This is a genomic window from Acidovorax sp. Root70, assembly GCF_001428225.1.
Lineage (GTDB): Bacteria > Pseudomonadota > Gammaproteobacteria > Burkholderiales > Burkholderiaceae_C > Acidovorax.
This window is the reverse complement of record NZ_LMHQ01000006.1, coordinates 80147-101017: the sequence shown is the minus strand read 5'-3', so window position 1 is coordinate 101017 and position 20871 is coordinate 80147. Positions and strand designations below refer to the sequence as shown.

The 20871-nt window shown below is 60.2% G+C and carries 19 protein-coding genes and 1 pseudogene; 1 reads left to right on the top strand and 19 read right to left on the bottom strand.

Annotated elements, in window-relative coordinates:
- The 13 genes and pseudogenes from ASD94_RS04735 to ASD94_RS04680 all read right to left on the bottom strand — a co-directional run.
- Positions 1-261: pseudogene (locus ASD94_RS04735) on the bottom strand (hypothetical protein); the annotation flags it as partial.
- 22 nt (positions 262-283) lie between these two features.
- Complete coding sequence (locus ASD94_RS04730) at positions 284-1879, bottom strand: ArdC family protein (RefSeq protein ID WP_056639337.1); 1596 nt, start codon at positions 1877-1879, stop codon at positions 284-286.
- Positions 1880-1882: 3 nt separating this feature from the next.
- Positions 1883-2017, bottom strand: a complete 135-nt coding sequence (locus tag ASD94_RS24175) for a hypothetical protein (RefSeq protein WP_255357421.1) — start codon at positions 2015-2017, stop codon at positions 1883-1885.
- A gap of 7 nt (positions 2018-2024) precedes the next feature.
- Positions 2025-4487, bottom strand: coding sequence for a DNA topoisomerase (locus ASD94_RS04725; RefSeq protein WP_200954189.1), 2463 nt, complete (start codon positions 4485-4487; stop codon positions 2025-2027).
- 22 nt (positions 4488-4509) lie between these two features.
- Positions 4510-4965, bottom strand: a complete 456-nt coding sequence (locus ASD94_RS04720) for a hypothetical protein (protein WP_087864245.1) — start codon at positions 4963-4965, stop codon at positions 4510-4512.
- Positions 4943-6478: a toprim domain-containing protein gene (locus ASD94_RS04715; RefSeq protein ID WP_056639333.1), complete on the bottom strand. Its 1536-nt coding sequence runs from the start codon at positions 6476-6478 to the stop codon at positions 4943-4945. Before ASD94_RS04715 ends, ASD94_RS04720 begins: the two co-directional genes overlap by 23 nt.
- Positions 6479-6493: 15 nt before the next feature.
- A complete protein-coding gene (locus tag ASD94_RS04710; protein ID WP_056639331.1) occupies positions 6494-6883 on the bottom strand; it encodes a hypothetical protein in 390 nt (129 codons plus the stop codon).
- Positions 6884-6889: 6 nt separating this feature from the next.
- Positions 6890-7444, bottom strand: a complete 555-nt coding sequence (locus ASD94_RS04705) for a hypothetical protein (RefSeq protein WP_056639353.1) — start codon at positions 7442-7444, stop codon at positions 6890-6892.
- Between the two features lie 120 nt (positions 7445-7564).
- On the bottom strand, positions 7565-8326 hold the full coding sequence (locus tag ASD94_RS04700) for a hypothetical protein (protein WP_056639330.1): 762 nt from the start codon (positions 8324-8326) through the stop codon (positions 7565-7567).
- Complete coding sequence (locus ASD94_RS04695) at positions 8323-8787, bottom strand: hypothetical protein (protein ID WP_156391351.1); 465 nt, start codon at positions 8785-8787, stop codon at positions 8323-8325. The genes ASD94_RS04700 and ASD94_RS04695 overlap by 4 nt, the downstream gene beginning before the upstream one ends.
- Positions 8777-9697 (bottom strand): hypothetical protein, encoded by a 921-nt coding sequence (locus ASD94_RS04690; RefSeq protein WP_056639326.1) that lies wholly within the window; start codon positions 9695-9697, stop codon positions 8777-8779. The genes ASD94_RS04695 and ASD94_RS04690 overlap by 11 nt, the downstream gene beginning before the upstream one ends.
- A gap of 42 nt (positions 9698-9739) precedes the next feature.
- On the bottom strand, positions 9740-10021 hold the full coding sequence (locus tag ASD94_RS04685) for a hypothetical protein (protein ID WP_056639323.1): 282 nt from the start codon (positions 10019-10021) through the stop codon (positions 9740-9742).
- Positions 10014-11552, bottom strand: a complete 1539-nt coding sequence (locus ASD94_RS04680; protein WP_235510569.1) for a DUF5710 domain-containing protein — start codon at positions 11550-11552, stop codon at positions 10014-10016. Before ASD94_RS04680 ends, ASD94_RS04685 begins: the two co-directional genes overlap by 8 nt.
- Before the next feature lie 418 nt (positions 11553-11970).
- On the opposite strand from ASD94_RS04680, the gene ASD94_RS04675 reads away from it, so the two are divergent.
- A complete protein-coding gene (locus tag ASD94_RS04675; RefSeq protein WP_156391349.1) occupies positions 11971-12897 on the top strand; it encodes a hypothetical protein in 927 nt (308 codons plus the stop codon).
- A gap of 189 nt (positions 12898-13086) precedes the next feature.
- Here the strand turns inward: ASD94_RS04675 and ASD94_RS04670 are convergent, their stop codons facing one another.
- The 6 genes from ASD94_RS04670 to ASD94_RS04645 are packed head-to-tail and all read right to left on the bottom strand — an operon-like array spanning position 13087 to position 20823.
- Positions 13087-13467, bottom strand: a complete 381-nt coding sequence (locus ASD94_RS04670; protein WP_056639320.1) for a hypothetical protein — start codon at positions 13465-13467, stop codon at positions 13087-13089.
- Positions 13464-16640, bottom strand: coding sequence for an LPD1 domain-containing protein (locus tag ASD94_RS04665; RefSeq protein WP_056639319.1), 3177 nt, complete (start codon positions 16638-16640; stop codon positions 13464-13466). Before ASD94_RS04665 ends, ASD94_RS04670 begins: the two co-directional genes overlap by 4 nt.
- 4 nt (positions 16641-16644) lie before the next feature.
- Positions 16645-17103 (bottom strand): hypothetical protein, encoded by a 459-nt coding sequence (locus tag ASD94_RS04660; RefSeq protein WP_056639317.1) that lies wholly within the window; start codon positions 17101-17103, stop codon positions 16645-16647.
- Positions 17090-18499, bottom strand: coding sequence for a hypothetical protein (locus tag ASD94_RS04655; protein WP_156391348.1), 1410 nt, complete (start codon positions 18497-18499; stop codon positions 17090-17092). The genes ASD94_RS04660 and ASD94_RS04655 overlap by 14 nt, the downstream gene beginning before the upstream one ends.
- Before the next feature lie 24 nt (positions 18500-18523).
- Positions 18524-19663 carry a M23 family metallopeptidase gene (locus ASD94_RS04650; RefSeq protein WP_082576755.1) on the bottom strand — a complete coding sequence of 380 codons (1140 nt, stop codon included), beginning with the start codon at positions 19661-19663 and terminating at the stop codon, positions 18524-18526.
- Positions 19664-19665: 2 nt separating this feature from the next.
- Positions 19666-20823, bottom strand: coding sequence for a hypothetical protein (locus ASD94_RS04645; protein ID WP_200954188.1), 1158 nt, complete (start codon positions 20821-20823; stop codon positions 19666-19668).
- Between the last annotated feature and the right edge of the window lie 48 nt (positions 20824-20871).

The window sequence follows — 20871 nt, the reverse complement described above, 5'->3', positions numbered from 1 at the left end:
ATGTTCTTTGTTTTCCATGCTCAGTCCTTCATTTACCCAGTTTTGCGACATGCTTTTGGCCGTTGCCAGCGCATCGTCCGCGTCGTTTGTGTAGTACGCAATCGCTTCCTGCCTTTCCTCGCACCATGCCCTGCCTTTGTCGGGATAGCGCTCGGAAAGCCTGTACAGGTTGACTGTGACACGCCACTCACCATCGGCGTGCAGCGCAGTCATCCCTGGAAGTTCCTTGATCGCGTCTCTTGTTGCCTTGATAGATGCCATTTTTGTTCCACGAGTGCAGCGCCTACGGCGCGGGTCCACCTACCTCAATGTCGCTGTACTGGCCGTCCAACGCCACATCCAGCTCGAAGCCGTCCAGCGCGATCTCATCGTCCTGGTCCTGGGCGACGCCCGCATTCACCTGCTGCGTTGCCTCGTCGCCCAAGCGGAGGCCTCCAAAGTCAATCTCCACATCCTCATCGCCAGCTTGAGCAGCCGGTGACGGGGAAACAGGCACCGGCACCGGCACCGGCATCGGCCACACCACCCCACCACCCCCTGGCGCAGCGGGCGGCGGGGTGACAACGGGAGCGGCAGCGGGCATCGGCCACGCCACATGCCCACCCCCTGGCGCAGCAGGCGGTTCCGCAACAGGCTCTTGCGTGACTGCGGGCTTGATCGGCGCAAAATTCGGCAGCTCACCCTTGATGATCTTTTTGAGGTCAATGCCCTGTTGACGCTTCGCATTGGGGTCAGCCGCGCCAATTGCGTTGTCGGAAAGGTGCCCTTCAACAATTGCGCGTAGCTCTGGGTCGAAGTCAAAGACTGCGTTGTAGATTTTCTCGGCGTCGCGAGCCGCCTTGAAGATCGCAGAACGGTCCTCTTTCAAGAGCTTGATGTAGTCATCAAGGTAGGCCGCGTGGTCTTGCAGACCGCCCTCCACGCCCAGTGCGGCGCAGATCATGGCCGACGCCATCTCGGCGCGCAGTTCTTCCCACACATATTCGGGCGAGTCGCGCTTGGCATCCTCAACGCCACGATTCAGCCGGGACTCGTGGCCCGTCCAATGCGCGATCTCGTGGATGACAGTGCGGTAGTAGTCACCTGGGGTCTTGAAGTGACCGCGAGGCGGCACCGTGATTTCGTCGCCCGCTGGATCGTAGAAGGCTCTATTGACCAAAGCGCCCTTGGCAGCTCGGGTCAGCTCACGATGTTCGATCACGGCGCCGGTTGCCTGGATCAGGCGCTCTGCATGCTCATTGGCATTGAACGGGCGCCGCTCTTTCATGGGCGGCATGCCCACCACATCGGCCCCGTTGAACACCAGGGCATAGATGGGCTTTGGCCGCTCCACCCTGGCCGTAGCCTCCAAGTCATCGACCGGAGCCCACTGGTACGAGTCGTGGCCACGGAACCTGCTACCTGTGACGCGCGCATTCTGCGCCGCCTCAATGGTGTCCGCTTCCTTCATCCAGCCGAGGCGTCCGTAGGCGGCATATTTGCCGCTCTTGAGCTGATAGACAGCTTCGACAGCAGGCTTGTCCGTCCCTGCAGACCACTCCACATCCTTGGGCTTGGACTCAGGAAACTGCCAAAACATCACCGCCTCCGACACCGCTCCCTTGCGAATCGAAAGCCCTGCCTGCTTGGCCTGATTGAACGTCAGCCAGCGCGGGTCAGCCGAGTCGCGTGCGAGCTGGCCCATGAGCAGGTTCACAGCATTGGCACCGCGATACTCGCGGCCCTGCTTGCCTTTCTGCGGCGTGTAGGGATTGAAGGCCTTGGTCAACCCTCGATCCCAGCTCGCCTCCCACGGCTTCGTGCCCTCCGTTTCCATCAGCTCTATGACCTTGTTGGTCACGTCCTGGGTGAAATTCGGGCGTGGCTTCTTTTCGTCCATGCCTCAACCTCCTGCAGCCACGAGCTGCTGGCCGTCGAAGATGACGTTGCGCTGGTACTCCGCAACGATCTCTTCCAGAAAGTCCAGGGGAACCGCGTCTTCGCGCTCGGCAATCGTCACGTCGATTTCATCGTTCATGGAATCCTCACTTGTCCTCGAAAAAGAAAGAAACCTTGCCCGCTGGGTCCAGGCGCAGGCCTGCGGCGAATTTCTTCTTGGCAGCAGACGTGAACCCACTCACTGGAGCCAATGAGCCCGTGCGGATCAGCGTCAAGGCCTCACGCTCTGAGAGCGTTCGGCCAGCGATGTTTGCCCACAGCGTGAAGTCCCCTGTTGCACACGAGTACCTGGGCTTGTCGCCACCCAGATGGCGCAACTCACCCTGGCACCGTGGACACGGTGCCTCGAATGGCTTGGCGGCTGCAGCGGCGCCGCTGGACTCCGCTGAATCGGCGAACTCGAAGCCCATGGAGAAATCGTCCTTGAGCACGAGGATCGCGTCAAATTTGCGCTTGGTCTTGCTGCTGTGGAAGCCCTTGAGCAAGCCCGTTCGGCGCTTGGTCAACAGCTCGGTCATCTCGTCGGGCGTTATCACGCGCTCCGACACCGTGGTCCAGATCCCAAAACCGCAACTGCATTCGAGCTTGCGGTTGCCGCGCAGCTCGCCGCCGCACTTCGGGCATGGGGTCTTGAAAACCCGCTGGGTAGGCTCTGGCATTGCCGATGCCTTGCCCTTGAGCACGTCGATCATGTCGCGCGCACTCTTGCCAATGCCGGACATGAATTCATGGCGGGCAAGGCGCCCGTGCTGCACGTCCTGCAGACGGTGCTCCCACGAAGCCGTCATTTCAGCAGAGGTGAGAGCGGACAGGTTGTTGCGGGTCAGGAACTCGTAAAGACCGTCGCCCTTGTCCGTTGGAACCAGAAACTGCTCTTTGCCTTCACGGGTCATGTAGGGCTGCTTGGGCTTCTCCCTGCTACCCGTGCTCAGCAAGCCTTCAATGATGGACGCCCGTGTCGCGGGCGTGCCCAGGCCAGTTTCGCGGATCGCCGCGCGCAGCTCGGAGTCCGCAAGGGTCTTCCCGGCTTTCTCCATTGCTCCCAGCAACGTGTTTTCGTTGTAGCGAGCTGGAGGCTTGGTCTTGCTGCCAACCGCCTGGACACCCTGGTTGCGTACCGCCTCACCCTTCTCGTAGGCACAAAGGCCTGGAGCATCACCCTTTTGACGGTCGCCACCCCACACCACACGCCAGCCTGCATCAAGCATCACCCGGCCAGAGGTACGGAAACGCTCGTCAGCCACCACCGTGATGCGGGTGGTGGTCTGGTACACCGCATCCGGGTAGAAGGCCGCGATGAACCGGCGCGCGATCAGGTCGTAGACACGCTGCTCGTCGTCGGAAAGACCGCTAGGCCTCGTGCCGGTAGGAATGATCGCAAAGTGATCGGAAATCTCGTTGTTGTCGAAAATCCGCTTGTTTGGCTTCACCCAGCCGCCGTCGATGACGGCCTGCGCCAGTGCGGCATAGGCAGTCCCCCCAAATTGGCCCATCAGCGCTGCTGCAGGGGCCACGTAATCCTCCGGCAGCGCTTTTGCATCAGTCCGAGGGTAGGTAGTGACCTTGTGCGTCTCGTACAGCGCCTGGGCAATGTCCAGCGTCTTCTTCGCGGAGAACTTGAAACGCTTGTTCGCCTCGCGCTGCAGCGTGGTCAGATCGAACAGACGCTGCGGCGCTTCCTGGGTGCGCTTCGCCTCCTCAGTCACGCTGCTGGGCGGGACACCGTGGCACTTCGCCACCAGGGCATCAGCCCTGGCCTTGTCGAAGATGCGCTGGCCCGACGAGGCCTCGGGCTCGGCACCAGCTTCGTCGTCGTCCACCTCATCAACAGCCTCGGCCTTTGAGCTGGCATCAAACCAAGTCCCCTGGTAGCTCCCAGCAGCGACACCAAATGTGCCGCGCACCTCCCAGAAATCCTTGGGCACGAACCCCTTGATAGCGCGCTCGCGCGCTACCACCAGTGACAGGGTTGGCGTCTGCACCCGCCCTACGCTCATCAGCTCGTAGGCGCCATTCTGGCGCTCGTGAAGGCGAGTCACACCACGGGTGCCATTGATCCCCATGACCCAATCGGCCTCGCTGCGGCAATAAGCAGCATCAGCAAGGCCCTGGTATGTCGCACCGTCGCTGCGGTGCTTCCAGGCCTCAAGGATGGAGTCGTGCGTCATCGACTGCAGCCACATGCGGCTCATGGGCTTGCGGCATCCGGCGTAATCGAAGATGAGCCGGAAGATCAGCTCACCCTCGCGCCCAGCGTCGCACGCATTCACCACCTCTGTGACCGATGGGTCTTTCATCAGCTTGACCAGTTGCCGAAGCTGCGGGCCTGCGTCCTTGGTAGGACGCAGCTCAAACCGCTGGGGGATCACCGGCAGGTCATTCAGACTCTTGCCACCCTCGTCGGCCTCCTTCGAGAAAATCTCGATCAGGTGGCCGCGTGCATTCGACACAATCGCGTCGCTACGCTCGTAGCAGCCGTCGCCCTTGCTGAATCCACCCAACGCCTTCGCAATGTCACCGGCAACAGATGGCTTCTCGGCAACGATCAAGACTCTTCCCATCACCATCCCCTCAGTGCGCTTGGCCTGCTGCGTCCTGCTCAGCCTTATTGATGAACTGCTCAACGATCTCTTGCGCCTTGATGGCGCGGGCTTCCTCTTCGTTCGCCGCGAGCACGGCGACACGAATTGCCGCGACGCTGCCGTCGCAAGCACCTTTCGAGTAAGCGACCAGCACACGCATCACATACAGGGGATCGCGCTCACTGCGCCCCCCTTGGGTTTCGTTGATGTGCTGCGTCAGGGCACGGAGTGCATCCAGCAGATCGTTCTTGCGCGCAAACTCGATCAAAGGCCCAATCTCCACCGGCTTGAAGACAGGGTGGATCACGAGCGGCGTGATCTTCTCCGCGTCAATGGCATCCCAGAATGTGATGCCATCGGCGCCGACCATGACGGTCTTGCGGCCACCGTAGAGGTCTTCTACCTCCAGAAAAGTGGCGGGCCTATATTTCGTTCGCTTGTCCATATTCATGCTCCTGCGCTAAAGGCATTCCATCGTCCGTGACAACGGGAATGCCAAATTTCTCAACCATCTCAGCAACCATCAAGGCTGCTGGGTCACGGTGCGATCCAAGGTAATCCTCAACCATTTTTGCGAGGTTGCGGTGCTGAAACAGTTGGCCAACGTTCGCACTCCAGTCTCGCCCCTTTGCCGTCAACTCAAAATCTTCTGTCACCAGCCCACGCGCAGCGAATTTGTTGACATGCTCCACCAGCGTCGAAGGACGGCCAAGGCCGTTCTTGTGCATGAGATGCAGCAGGCTCTGCTCCTGGGTCCAAGGTTTGAATCCTGCCTCCGGCACAACCACTGGGTACAGACGCAACCCAGCTTCCGTTTTTCGGTGCCAAGGCAAACCTGCAAGCTCATCAGGCAGTCTCTGCAGATCGCGCAGCGCTGGCTGCTCCAGCGTGCAACGCACTCCACAATCCACCAGATTGCGAGCGACGAGCACAAGCACATGCTCCGGCAGGGACAGCAGTTCTGCCACCCGGTTCAACGGCACCTCGAAGGTCGCGGGATTCGGCGCCTCATGGCCGTGCTCAACCTGCAGCCCATGTGCGCGCACGGCGGTGAAACGCTCCGCGTCGAAGGCGGCGCCGTTCATGCGGGCGATCACATCAAGTCGCCGCGCTGCGTCCACGCTGATCGCCTGGGCCATTGATCGCGGGTAGGTCATCTGTCCCCGCTCATACAAGTCCTGCATCGCCCTGGACACGTCAGCAACTTCGGCACCAGTCTCCACGCTCGACAGCAGGACAATCTCACCGTAGTTGAGGGGACGGGCGCCGACCGTCGATTCAACGCTACTGCCCACCGACAAATGCACATCCAGCATCACGGGATCAGGTATGTCATCGCCCGCAAACACTGGCCGCTGCGCAATCCAAGGCTCGCAGCCGTCCTCGGCGGTAGCTGTGTAGGTTGCAACCCCCACCACGGGCTTTTGCTGAGTCAAAGCCAGGAGCAGCGAGCCCTGCACTCTCCCCACCGCGCCCTCAGCACTGGACAGTGCGCCGACAAGGCGATCAAGCACACGCCTTGCATCGCCCTTTGCCGCCGAGAGCGGATCAAAGGGCGCGGCGTCCTCGAAGGCAGCATGGACCTCTGACGGAGACAGGGCACGAAGCCGTACACGCACCACCCGCGAGCGATCCTCGGGGGCAATGACCAAACGCCACACGTCTCGGGCGATCACGTCGCCCTCTTGGTCGTCATCAGTGGCGATGACGATCCGGCCTGTAGTGCTTTGCGCAGCCTCTCGGATGCGTTCGCAGGTAGCTATGCGATCCTCCCGGATCGCATAGTTTGTCTCGCGAAAGCTGCTTGTGATTCCCAGTGGCGACAACCGCGCCGGGTTGCCTGCGATGTGGCCTGCGGTTGCCTCCACCTCGAAGCCACGCATCCCCGCTCGCCAAAGCACATCCTTCAAGCTCGCGCGCTTGCCGGGTGCTTCAATGATGACAAGCGTCTCAGCCATGGCATGGGACGCCCGTCAGGAACGCGCCGCCAACCCCGTCACCTCAGCGAAGTAGTCGCAGGCGAGAAACAGGCCATCGGAGGCCTGCTCCGCACCCACAGGCCCCGTGAAATTCATGTCTGCACGCTCCTCGGAGAGGCAGTAAATCTGAGCCTCGTCGTCGTCCAGACTCAGGGTGACATTCAGGACATTCGTCGGCACGCCGTTCACACGGGACAGCACACCAAACTCGATCACCCCATCCGCATCGGAGAAGCTGGCCCTGACTCCATCCAGCTCAACGCCAGACACGAGCCAAGAAACGCGCAGCGGCTCAATGCCGTCGCGCGTCAACTCCGCCCCTGCAGCGGTCAGGTAGCCGTAGACACGGCCCCGAATTGCGTCAGCGAAGCTGGTCGCCATCATCACCCCTTACTCGAAGGATGGCCCATTGGGCAATACACGGCTCCACTGGATGCCAGAACCACCGGACATGGCCTCCAGATTCGCAAACTTCACCTCGACAGGATGGGATTCAATCCAAGAAGCGCGTGCGTGGTACACCTCAATGAACCGATACAAGTCCTCGAAAGGGATTGCAGACTGTGCAGCGCGCAGCACACCGATGGAGATCAGCTCAGGTGGCAAATTGACCTTGCGCAGTGATTCCGCCAATTCGGGATTGCTCGCATGCAACTCGGCATGGCTTGCAGCCACGACCGTGGGCTGCATGTCCTTGTAAACCATCGTGCCCCGGCTGCTGTCTGCCCCCACGGACATACCCTCGACGCCAAAGGCGCCATCGAGATCGGTGAACTGGTAGCGAATCACGCTTAACAGAGCCCGACCCAATCCGCTATTGGCGTATTCGGGCAAATCAACTTGCACCAGGGAGAGCTGGGGCGCATCGAACAGCTCGCGTTGCGGGTCGATGTAGTTCCCGAAAGCGAGACTGCGTGCTTTGATCGACTGTTCCAGATTGCTCATCTCATACTCCATTCCGATGCGCGCCACCATGGCGGCGCGCTGCCATTATGACACCAATACTAACGCACATTCTCGAACTATGTTCAAAAAAACGTCGTTTCAATTATTGAAATTTTTTGGTTAAAGCGAATGAGCCCGATGCTCAGGCTCGAAGTCCCAGAGCTGGTAGTCGGGCATTTGGATGCGCTGCGGGTCAGTGAACAGCACGTAGCGCTGCGGCTCCTTGCTGATCTGATCCATCGCCTGGAACAACACGCGGTTCACCTCCAGCGGCCCGCTGGTGGCCGCGATCATCCCGATCCGCTCCATGCCCTGCTCCATCGCCCTCTTCACCGCGTCCGCGCTGGCCTTGTTCAGGTGCTCTAAGCTATCCATGGCGCCCAGGATTTTCGAGGTAGAGCCGTAGATCGAGCGGGCGATCCGGTCTACGTCAGGCCGCTCGCCGTTGGCGATGGCCTTGGCGATCTCTTCCGAAATGTCCTTGAGATGCCCCGCATAGCGGGTGGACTCGGCCTCGAAAAAGGTTGTCGCAGCTTCCAGATAGGTCTTGAGGTCCGCTCCGCGCCCCAGCGACTTCTCGGATGAGTAGGTTTCCTTCGCCAGCTTCGCCAGCAGTTGGATGCGATCACGGTGCTGCTCTTCCGGCGAGCTGCCGTCCTCGCGCCCCTTTCGCATGAGGTCAATCAGCAGCGGCATATTTTCGACCATGGCCTGCTGGACCCACGAGTCCTGCATCCACAGCAGGACATTGCGATCAACACGCTTGCCTGCATCGGCCATGGCAATCAGGTCAGGGATGACCAGCTTCTCCAGCACCGGCTCCCGCGCGATCTGGACTGTCTTGCGCGTGGCCGCGCCACGCTCTTGCCCGTAAGTTCTCATACCCGTGGCCCCTGTTGTTGGTTGCCGAAAGCCGTTGCCTCACGCCCCACTCGTGTGTTGCGCTCCAAGGTGAAATCAGGATGGATGGACTGTGCAGCCGCCTCGAAAACACGAGCCACATCCGCACGGTGTTCGAGCACATAGGAGTCGAACACCTCGACAACGAACGGGCCGACGCGGTGAAATGGAGCCAGCTTGTCCATGTTTCGCGCAGCGACCAGGGGGAAGGCCTCTTTGCTCTCAGGATCGAGCTTGTAGTCGTAGCCAAACTCGCCCATACCCACATAGCGCGAGACGCCCTGTGCAAGGCAAATCACCGAGGGCAGAAGCATGTCCGCAACATCCTCGGGGAACAGGCGAGCCCTGTCATACAAAAACTGCGTGCCCTGCGCGTGCTCACGCTCAGCCAATCCCGTCACCAGGGTCATCAAAGACTCCCAGTTCTTTTCCTCAAAAGACATTTTTACCCTCCGATCTGCCCGACTGGGCAATGACGATCAACTCACAAACCTCGTATGTCTTGCGCATCACCCGGTCATGCTCTTCAAGCACATGCTCGTAGTTCATGCCGCCGATGCGCTCGTAGTTGCCAATGGCAAACGCTCGGTCGATCTCCTGCATGTCCTGCAGCTTCTCGACCGCCTTGCGTGCGCATGCGTTGTAGACCTGGGCCATCACATCCACACTCACCCCGTAAGCGCGCTGGATCATCAAGGCCTGCCCGTATTCCGTCATCCCGTCCACGCCCTGTAGCGCGTGAAATTCCGCTTGCGCTGCCACGGCATAGACCAGACGGCACGCCATCGCCTCCGTGTCCATCACGTAGAAGTCGAACAGGTTCACGAGTCCCATCATCACCGGGGCCGCGTGCAGTGTGGCGAGCTTGCGCGCGGCGCCAAGGTCCAACTGCCCCGATGATTTCGGGAACAACCTGGGCTGCTTGGCGCTCACCGCCTCAATCAGGCGCCCGAAGAGTGCCATCGGCAATTCTTTCGTGCGCCCCCCGATCTGACGCCACTTGAATTCTTCGGTCACGGTTTCAAGAGCCACAGCAGTGCACATCGAAAAGGCCGCGCCGTAGTCGGGATGGTCTTCGGGTACTCCGGCAATTGACAGGCATGTCTGACGAACTGCAGCAAGCCGCTTGAGCACATCCGTCATCCCGCCAAGAATCTCCCCGTCGCCCAGGTCCGCACTGACGTGGTACACCCGTGAAACGATCTGAGCAGCCAACTTGGCGCTCGCACATCGCTGCCGCACGTCACCATCGGCGATCAAGCTGATCTGCGCGGTGGTGTCCGCCACTGATTCCCCCAGATCGGCCTCAGCAAGTCTGGTGACATGCATTGCGCTGGGATCAAATGCCCCCATCAGACAGCCCTCCACTAGAGCGCACGGCCAGCTCCGCGAGCATCAGCATTCCTTGCGAATGAGCCATCGGTACACACCCAGCAGATTCGCACACAGAAAGATCGTTTGCTGCGCTATCAGAGGGTGAGAACCCAGTCGGTATGCAGCAACAATCCAGGCGATGCTGGACACGATCCACAACACCCAAGCCCAAGGGGCGAGCCGCCCCCGCCAAGCGAGCAACACCGCGCCGGAGATCCCCGTAGCGGCACCCAGCATCTCAACTGGAGACATGGCAAGCACAGCCGCCCACAACGACGCGAGCAGGCTGTGAACATCAACCATGGGCCATCTCCGGTATTACTACCCAATGCCAATCGTTCTTGGGAGCGCCGCGAGACTTGATCTGGACCAGCATCGACTTCTGCAGCTTGATCCAGGCAAGCGCCTGCTCTTCCACGCGCAGCTTGGTAGCCGCACCGCGCCAATAAAGCTCGTCGATTCCAAGGATCACCTTGGTACTCACAGCCGCAATGAAATCCTCCGAGAAGTGTGTTGGCGACTGCGAGATGCAGATCAAAGCAACGCCGAACTTTCTAGCTTCCTTCGAGATTGTGTTGAGGATATTTTCTGAGTCCGAGTCAAAGAATACGTGCGCTTCGTCAACCACGATGACTGTCGTAACCTGGGCCTGTTCACCAGACTGAACTGCCTCCGCAAAAAGCTCCTGCAGCTTGAAAAGAACGAACAGCTTTCGTTCCTCCATACCCAGTGCCCGAATGTCGTAGCGCCACACCGACGCATTCGGATCGAATGGTGGTGGCTTCGGTTTGAACACACCGATGGCATTCATGTTCTCCAGTCGATCCACGACACCTTTCAACACATCGGTGCTGTCATAGCGCAGCAGATCATCAACCTCGCGCCCCGTCGAGATCGAGGTCACATACTCGGTATAGGCTTCGATGGCCTTCTGCTTGGCCTTATCAATGTCAGCCTGCATCTTCTCGTCAGAAAAGCCTCGCTCACCTTTGCGCAAGGCTTCAAGCAGCTTGCGTTGGTAGGCTGCAGATGCTTTGTTTGCCGCCGCCAGACAGGTGATGGCCTCCTGACCACTTCCCAAAAAGCTCTGCTTCATGATGTAGCGAGCTGTCCGCAGCACATCGCTGATCGAGGGATAGGTCCGAGTCAGCGTCTTCGGAGGCCATCTGGTGATGGCACCGTCATATTCCCTGGCGTCGATGTACCAGCAACGCGCCCCTGCATCCCACCGGGCACCCAAGGACTTAGCAGAATCCTTTTCAGCGAGCGGCACGTCGATGTAGAGCTTGCCGCTGCCATCGCTCATCAGGTGCGCCTCGTTTTCGTTGACGGCCCAAGTGCTGGGGTCGTCTTGACGAAAACCGTGACGTTCGTACACGTCATACAGAACATTGCGGAGGGTGGCCTGCTGCTTTGGCCCCAACTCACGCATCACGCTGTTCATGGTCGCCATGAATCCCTGCACCCGCTTGCGCACCCCCCCGAAGTGAGGGTCTGCGCTCAGCTTGAGTGGGTTGATGCCCACATCCGTTTGTTCCGAGAACATGACGTTGCTGGCCCCGTCGATAACTATGTCACCATGAACGTCAAACACATGGAACCTCGGTGGATGCCTTGCATCGCTCGTAGCGCTCATCTCGCGCACCATGCGCTTGAGCGTGAACGTCTTGCCAGCTCCGGTCATGCCGCAGATCAGCGCGTGCCCGTTCACCGTGTAGGCCGTGTCACTCGCTACAGGAACCTTGTTTCCAGCCTTCAAGTCCCGTGCTGCGTATCCCCATGTCACACGCACGTCATTCCCCCTTCGCGCGGTCGGGAAGACCTCGAATTGCATCATCCCAATACCTGGGCCGTTGTGCGTTCCCCGCCACCTTCTGCAGCCAGTTGGCTGACATATCCCAGCGCCGACCTATCGCCACAAAGGTCCATCCTTTGCGCACGACTTCGGCACGAAATTCGGAGGGTGTCAATCGCTCCAACGGGGAGGTATCCCCCGGCAATTTGTCTGTGGCCATGCCATATCCTTTCCATGTATCCAAATGACTATAGCAGCCACCCAACACCCATCCATGGCGCATACGCCATGAACACCAACGCAGAACCATTTTCAAGCAGCTTTTCCGCCATGAACATGTCGCATACGCCACATTTAGATACAAATTAAAGCTGCTTTTTTGCCTCTCGCCATGGCGTATACGCCATGTTTGCGGCGCATAATACACACATGCACAATCACATGGAGGATCGCAGCAATGTCCGGTAAATCCCTGAAAGCAATGGCCGCCGACAAAGACAACAACGCGGTGAAGAAGACTGACCTGTGGAAAGTCGATCCTCGCGTTTTGATCGAAGTCGAGGGCTTCAATTTGCGCGACTACGACGACCCAGAGGTCATCGCTCAAATCGAGGCGTTCGCAGACGCATATGCTGCGGGGCGCTACGTGCCACCGCTCATCGTGTGGACCGACGATGAGGGCCACATCAGCCCTGTCGAAGGCCACCTGCGGCGACGTGGCGCAATGCTTGCCATCGAACGTGGCCACGACCTGCCCTACCTCGAATGCGTGAGCTTCAAGGGCAGCGATGCGGAACGAATCGAAGTGATGCTGCGTTCTGCAGATGGCCTGCAGCTTCGCCCCTTGAACACAGCAATCGGCTACCTGCGACTGCACCGCAAGGGCTACTCCAATCAGGAGATCGCCCAAAAAATGCACCGTACCGTGGCTCGCGTGGAGCAGTTGCTGCTGCTGGGCATGGCGAACAGCGACGTGCATGCACTGGTCAAAAGTGGCAAGGTGTCCGCAGACGCGGCCATCGAAGCTGTGCGCTTGCATGGCGAAGCCGCTGGCGAATACATGCAAAGCACGCTCAACAAGGGTGGAAAGGTCACTCGCGGAGCTGTGCGCGGCGCCGGCATTCCACCCAAGGTTGCAGGAACCGTGACGGGCGCATTTGGCGAACTCTTCGGGAAGCGCACGCGCGGCGGCGTGCTCGAAGGCCTTGCCCGCTGGGAAGCCAGCGGGATGCCAAAGGGGCAGAAAATCGAGGTGGACGCGGCGGCACTCCTGGCGCTGAAAGAGGCACACGATGCCCTGGAGTCGATCACCGAGAAACGCAGCAGCCGCGCATCGGAGCGCGCGGCCAAAGCCAGCCAAGGGAATCTGGAAGGTCTGGAGTAACCCGCCGCTGACTCTTGGCAGGCCCGCCGCACCTCGGAGCAGTCCGAGGCGGCGGGCTTTGCTGCGTCTACGCGCCCAGGCGCTGCAGGCCTGCAGCGCAGACCCCGTAGGGGGGAGCGTCGTGATGCTGGGCATAGTGGGGCATGCTCTTGATCGCGCGGATGCCGAGAATTGGTCCGGTTGCGCTGCTCAACGCGACGGAGCGACCTCGGGACCGCCTGCCAGCTCGCGCATCCACTCGAATCCAGTTGTGAAGTGCGGGAGGTCCAACCCCGCATCCACGGCCTTCAAGCCTTCCGACAACTGGATCACTTCGCGCAGCACTTCGGGCTTCGTCCCCTCCAAGTCCCAGCCGTCGCTGTGTCTTTCAAGCTGCACAAGATGGCGGGCCTGGGTGAACGGTTGCCCCGCTACTTCGATGGATTCGCGCAGCGCCGTGTTGAGCTTGCGCGCCACGTCCTGGCCCGTGCCCTCGATCCCCTCGGCGAGCTGCGTAGCGTGCCGCAGAAATTCCAAGTGGGCCTCCGGCGTGGCTACCATGTCCTTGTAGTCTTGAGCTTGAATTTTCATGGTGTCATGTCCTGTGTTGATTCGTTGGTGAGCGTTGCACGGTACTCATCCAGCAGGTTGTCAAAGCAGGCCCGCAGCGCTTCCCGATCCTCACCCGATGGGTTAGGGCTGGCATCAATGTCGGCCACCTTTCGCCCATCGCCCGCGCCGTGGACGAGGTAGTCGCTGCGCCCACCCTGCTCTTCAATCTTGTCCTGCACATAGGCCGCAAAGGCGCGAGCAAACAGCTCGCGAGTGGTGTTCCAGTAGGGCGCAGACCGAAGGTTGTCCAGCTTTTCTGCATCACGGCTGAACACCGATTGCTTGCGCAAACTACTTTGACCCAGCAGCACCTCGGGCACCGGCAGGCCACGCTCTGCATAGGCCTGCAAGGTGCTACCGAGCCCAAGAGCCTTACCCATGTGCCAGCAGTTATCGCGCATGTGCTTGAAGCCATCTTTGCCCAGCTTGCCGCGCCATTTCGTACTCATTTCATCGCGCACCTCGTCAGCAAGGCTGTGCAACACAGAGAACGAAATCACGCCAGCCTCGCCAAGAACACCACGGTACGGGTTGTTGGCCAAGGTATCTGGCAACAGTGCTTCCACGCGCCGCGTTATGTCCCTGCGCATGGCGTCCACCGCATGCCCCAGATCAGCAAGGGCCTCGGGCCGCTGCTCAACTGGTACGCTGCCCAGCCAGGATTCCGCATTGGACTTGCTGCGCGCAGCATTGCGAGACGCCAGCTCGGTCAATTCCTCGACCGTCGCGTTGCGCCAACTGAGCCGCGTAGACAGGGTGCGCATCGAATCCAAGGGAGGACTCGTCATCTCGGAGGCATACGTACCACCACCTGAAAGCGCCGCGATCTGGTGATCCAGAAAATGCCCCATCTCGTGCGCCAGTGACCCGCCACCTTTGAGCCGAGTGAGGTTAATGACGGTACGCCCCGGCTCATAGTGAGCAAGTGCCGCCCCCCTGCCCCCAGTTCCACGAGCGCCGAAGGCAACAGCCAGCTTACCGCCCATGCTCAAGTCCTGGGGCCTGAGATTCAGCGCCTGGGCGAGATCGGCGAAGCTGTCGAATGCCGTATTGATGACCGCTTGCCGCTCCTTTTGTGGAAGCCACTCGCCATACTCGATAGCCCGGAACCCGAAGCGCTCAAGCAGCTCATCTGCCGTCACGTCACGGCCATCGCGCCAATCTTCGCCAATGCGGCGCAGGTGCTCAAGGTGCGGCACATGCAGCTCCTTGTCAATCTCCGTGCGGCGCTTGCGCTCTGCGGCCTCTTCCTCGGTCGCAGTCTTGGCTGGCTTGACAAGGGCTGTCCAGGGCTCTGCGTACTCAATCCGCTGGGTCGCAGAATTCCATGACCGCGTTGCCTTTTGGATCTTCTTCTCGGCAGCATAGAAAAAGTCCCGCTGGAGGAATTTGGAGGTGTCCCTTCCTACTTGGTGCCACAGGGAACCGCCGTAGATCAAGGTGCTATCCCCTTGCGAGAGATATTCACCGGCAGCTACCGCTGCGCTTCTGAATTCAGCCTCGGTCTTCACGCCTTCAAAGAAGTCCCGCATCCGACCAACAGCCGTCACAAAATTGTCGGCGCACTCGCGATCACTGAGTGGGCTGTACTTCATGGGAACGGTGTTGATGCTGTCCTTGAACAGCTTCAAGGCCATCGCCACCTTCGGCTCCACCCCCGCCTCTTTCATGGCCGCATAGTTCAACGGAGGCCACACGTTCTGCTTGTTGACGTGCAACTTGATCTCAAGATCATTCATCGCCAACACATCGTCAAGGGCCATAGCGCGCTTCGCATAGTCCTTGCGCGCACCACCGATCTTCTCGCCCACATCCACATGCTTGCGCGTGTCGGGCGCATCGACCACCAATGGTTGCTGCACAGGCTTGGCCTGCACTGCCTTGGCTGCGGCCATGGCCGCATCTCGCTCTGCAGCGATCTCCGCATTGACCATCTTCTGCCACAGCAGGCGGGCGCCCAGCAGGGTGTCAAGCACCTTGTCTTTGGAAGCGATACCCAGCTTCTCAGCACTCAGCGCCAGGGACTCGTAAGCACTGTTGTCGATGTTGTTGAGCTTGCGAAGACGCCAGCTACCGGCATCGTTTCGCTCCATGGCAAGCTCAGTGTCTCCAAAGACCGAATCGGCCAGCGACGAGTGGCGTTCGACCAGGGCATGGCCCTCGTTGAAGACAGCCACTTGTCCCCACACCAAATCCGACGACTCGTCCTTGAGCTGCTTGGGATCGGCGATCCAACTATCCAGGCGATTCAGCGCAATCTCCAGTCGCGCAGCGTAGGCCATCCGCTCACGCAGGTAATCGACCACGAGCGATTGCGGCACCGCGTCCTGCCGCAGCCAGAGCGCGTTTTCGGGCGAGATGGTGCGCCGCAGATCGGGCATCGCCCACACGTCGCGCAAGGCCACGACCTTGCCCTGCCCCACCACAGCAAGGGGGACGCTGGCAGCGAAGCCGCTGCGGTGGTACTGCCCCTCCTTGAGCCCATCCGCCTGGGCGGCTTCCTCGTTCACGTAGTAAACCGCCAGAGCATCATCGCGATAGCCAAGCTGCGATGCCTTGAGGGCCAGCGCAATCGCTATGGTCCTATCCCGGTCCTGACCCAGCAAACCGGCCGCCTCCAGTGCCTCCCGCAGTGGCAGTGGCTTGTCACTCTGACCCCATGGCTGCTGATTGGGAACCCAGACACCGATGGAATCATTCACCATCGCCCTGCGCAGGCGCTCCCAACGCGCCTCGTAGCCCTGGAAGTCCTCACTCGCCACCAGAACACGCTCAAGCGGCATGTCTTCAACATCGTTCACCGTGAGGCCTGGGAACAACCGCTGCAGATCAGACAGCTTGATCGAATCGCGCACGGCCTCTGCTGCGAAGGTAGGGTACTCGGCGCCATGGGCATTGAAGTCAGCAGCAGTCCCGGAGGCGAGCCGCGTACTGTCCATCGCGCTGAACCCCATATCGGCCAGCGCTTCACGGAACCGATCAGGGGTGTAGCGCTCAGCGACGGTGGGGTCAAGCACCTGGGCAATGGCCCGCTGCGCTGCCCAATCCCTGGAATGCGGCATTTCCAACCGAAGTACCGTGCGCGTGCGCGCATCGGACTTTGGCAGCACAGTGAGCTTGGCCGCATAGCGGGAAAGATTGAACCACTTCACTGCGTCACTCCACCGCTTCTAGCCGCTCACCGACCTCTTTATCCTGCAGAACCAGGCTGCGCAGCTCGGCGATCTCGGCGAGCACCTTGCCTGCCGTCGCTTGCTGCCCAGCTACATGCGCCGTCACCACATTCCAGGCACTACCACCGCCCAACGTGGTAGCAGCGAGCCCAGCCATGTACGACTCCTTCGCACCACTGGTGGCGCGCTCCAGAACGAGCTGGTAACCCTCATCGCGTGTGCCGGTGACAGTGACTTTCACCCGGTCTTGGCCTTGCCCATAGGCCAGATGGATGCTCGAAAACGCACCATCTTCTGCCTCGGAGCCAAAGGAAATGGCTGCGCCCAGGATCGCATCGAGACAAACGGCATCCGCGTCTTGCAAACCAAAGTCGCTGGCCGATGCCCGCAGCAGGCTCAGCCGGGGGAAATGGGTGCGGTCGAAGGACTCAGGGTGCTGCATGCTCTTGCTCGCCGCCAGTAAACTTCGCGCCCACAGCCTGCAGCAGCTCCCTAACGCGCTCAATGATCGCCTGGATAGCCGCTTTCAGGCGCTCAGCATGCGATTCCGTCTCGCCACCAAACACGGGGGTTTCTGCTGCCAGCTCCTGCATCTTGTCCTTGGAGGCGTCCACCTTGTTGCGCGCCTTCATGGTCTTGGGATCGGTCATGTCGGCATTCATCAGCTCTTCGGCGCTGTGCTCGTATTGCCCTGTGTAGCTCTTGAGGGCCTTGTCCAATGACACTTTGGCCTGCAGCGCATCCGGTGATTCAGCGACCTCCTTCACGAACTTGTCGTGAAGCTCGGCCCATTCACCACCGGGCTTCATCTTTGCCATCGCATCGGGCACAGAAATGCCCGTCTTGCGCGCACGCTCTTCAATCTCTTCACGCAGAGCAGCCATCGGCGCAACCTGCCAAAACTTGTTCAGCGCCTTCTCGTAGTTGTTCGTTGACTTCTCAATCTGGTTGATCCGGTACTCGCTGATCGTTGGCATGACGGAAACGCGGTCGTAGCTGCTACCGGCAAACTCGGGCTTCGCCCCCCAATTGCCGATACCTCGCCCAGCGGCGCCGACTGCGGCACCGATGAACTTGGCAGAGCCGGATGCAAGGGAAGCAAGCCCGCCGATCAAAGCGCCGCCTGTGGCGACCAGCTCGGCGCCGACTGAGCTGCCGTACTGTGGCGCCTCGTCACCTCGCGCACCCCGCCCGCCACCGCCGCCAGCAGTGACCCCGGCGCGCAGCTCGGCGCCCTTTTCTTCGCGCAGTCCAAGGGACAACCGCTTGGAAATGTCAGCAAGCATCTTGTCGTGGGCCTTCGCATCGAGCAGCGCTGTGTTGGGGGCCTCTCCAGCCATCTCCGCGAGCACTTCTGCGAGCACGTCCAAGGGAATTTTCCCGCTGGAAAGGTCCACGCCCTTGGCCTGCAATGCAGCGATGAACTCTTTGTCCTCAAGACTGAACTGCCCCTTGCTCTTGCTCTCAGACTTGACCTCGGTGGTCTTCTTCATGCTCACGCCCACACTGGCGTTCACACCATCCTTGTCCACACCGACCTTTGCGTCAAAGCCCTTCTCAGTTTTAGAGCTGGATGACACGATGGCCTCTGCCTGGGCCGCAAGGGCGCTCTTTTGCGCCTGTGCGAATTGCACGATCTCCGCGCCGCCGCCGCGAATGACGCGCAACCCGCCAGGAACCGAACTGAGCGCATCGGCATCCAGGGCAAGCTCGGGCTTTTTCGATTGCCCTAAATCCTTGGACTTCGCCGCTGCAGATTTCGCGGCCTTTGGGTCTGGCCCAAAGCTGGGAAGACCATCTTTTACCTTCAACTCATCCATATCTTTCTCACTACTCATGGTCTTCTCCTACGCGAAATTGCCTTACTGGAGTGCCTTCGTCGCACCCTGCTTTACAGCGCGCTCGCGCGCTGCATCCGTCGCCCTGCGTTGCCTCTCAGATTTCTGAGCAGCCAACGTCGCCAGGAGCGCTTCCACCTTCTCGCGCTTGCGATAAATGGCCTCTTGCATGTAGTTGCTGACCGCCACCGTCTGGGCGTAGTCCACCCACAACGCGCGAGACGAAACCTGTGTCAGGTTTTTTTGCCACTCGGCGTCGATCATGCGCCGCTTGGACTCACGAGCGATCATTTCCGAGGGTGAAACATTGCTGTAGCTCTCGTAGCGCACTCCCGGCAACGAACCATACCCATCACGATCCGAGAGGAATTCGGGGATGGTCTTGCCCACAGCGTTGGCCTGGACGGCGACCGAATTGGCTGCGACAGACTGGGCATCCGTGTACTCCGCGTTGGGAGGGGTGCCATTGGGCACACTGCCATGCAGAATCTGGTACTGCTCCTTGGTGTTCTTGCCCAACACCGCGTTGTCTTTGGTGGCGTCGCCCACGAAGGTGTACGGATCGCACATGTAACCAGCCGGATCGGTGGTGTACGTGCCATCGCTCTTCTGCACGAAATTGTTCTTGGCCTGGAAAACCTGCTCGCGCTCCATCCCCTTGGTCACAAACACATTGCGCGCGTCCTCGCGCTTCTTCACTGTGTACTCAAGGTGCAAATGCGGGCCGCTGCTGCGACCTGTATTGCCAGACAAGGCCACGAACTGGCCTGCGCTGACCGTCTTGCCGACAGCAATGTCATTGGCATACCCACTCAAGTGCATAAACCAGACCACATCGCCATTGCCATTGCGGATCGCAAGAAAATTACCGGCACCCCCTGGCTGCACGTTCTTGTAAAGCACCGTTCCATCGAACGGCGCGTACAACTGCATACCCACGGCAGCACGCAAGTCTTGACCCCCGTGACCGCCGCCCTTGCCGCCGTTGTAGTACGAGCGCCATGTGCCAAAGCGGCTTGTAGCCGCCATGCCACCCCCGCCCTTGGTCGGGTCCATGGCACACGAGGCAGACGCCGCAAAAGCAGATTGCGGCATCAGGCCTGCTGCACTTATTGCAGCGACAGAGCCGAGGTAAGCGAGCCACTTGGCAGACTTCATCGCCATGCTCACAATCCCACTTTATTCGCAGCGTTCTGACGAGCTGCGGCCTCTGCCGAGGCCTGCGCCTTGCGGGCCTGACCCGACTTGAGGTTGGCAGCAACTGCGCTTGCCAGTTGCGCCTCCATGCGCTCATATTGACGGTACTGGCGCTCCTGCAGGGTGAGGTCCAGCGCCTTGATCTTGAGCAGCTCCACCATCACGCCACGGTCATTCTGGGCAGCCATAACGCTGGACCAGCGCTTGTATTCAGGCGTATTGCCTGCGTAGCGCTTCACCTCGGTGGCGTATTGCATCGAGAGCGGGAGATCGCCGTCACCATGCTCACCGTGACCGCCGCTGGTGGTTTCCAGGCGAATCTGGGTCAAGGATGCCAGCGCACTGCTGCGCACCGCGTCTTTCTGGATTTTTGCGAGCTGATACGTCGCTGCAACCTGGGAAGAGCCGCCGCCTTGGGGTACTTCACCATCGGGCAGGCCAGCAACGAAATTGATGAACGAGGTTTTGGCCTTCGTCAGGTCTTCTTCCCCCGCCGTTGGCTTGAACAGCGTCGCCACATTCAGATTGGCCCCTGGCAAACTACCCTGCGCGGTACACAGGCCAGAACTCGCCTGATCCTGAGTGCAGAAGAGCTGGTTGTGCTCCATCTGCATCTCCTTCTGAGCGGTGATCGGATTAGAAAAGCGGCCCGGAGCTGCCTGAACGTCTGCGCGCAGCGCAGCCGCAGAAGCACCACTCAGGTCAGACTCAGCACGCGCTATCCCCAGACGCCCCTGGAACACGTAGCAAGGGGAGTAGCCCTGGCCGAAGTCACCGCCATACTCAAAGCGCGCTTTCTTCACGCGCTCTGCAGTTGCAAGGGCATTCAGGCCTACTGCCACGTTCTGATTTGTGTTGCGCAAGCCATCCGCGATCTGGTTGGCGGCAACCGCCTTCTGCTTGGTCATGATCGCTATCGCGCTAATCAGTCGCTCACTCTGGAACCAGAGCTGCGCCGACAGCGCAACGTCCATGGCCGTGATCTGCGCCGTCAAGGTGGAGGTCGCAGCCACGAACGCCGGGTACACCCATGTCTCTTGATACTGCGGTGGGCAGAAAGCAGCGAACGAAGTCGCTGCTGTCAGTCCTGCAAGGCCAGTGACCACCCGCCGCTGGGCGCGGGTCATCCCGGTCTTGCCCGCTTGTGCTGCACGATTCAATCTTGTACGCATACC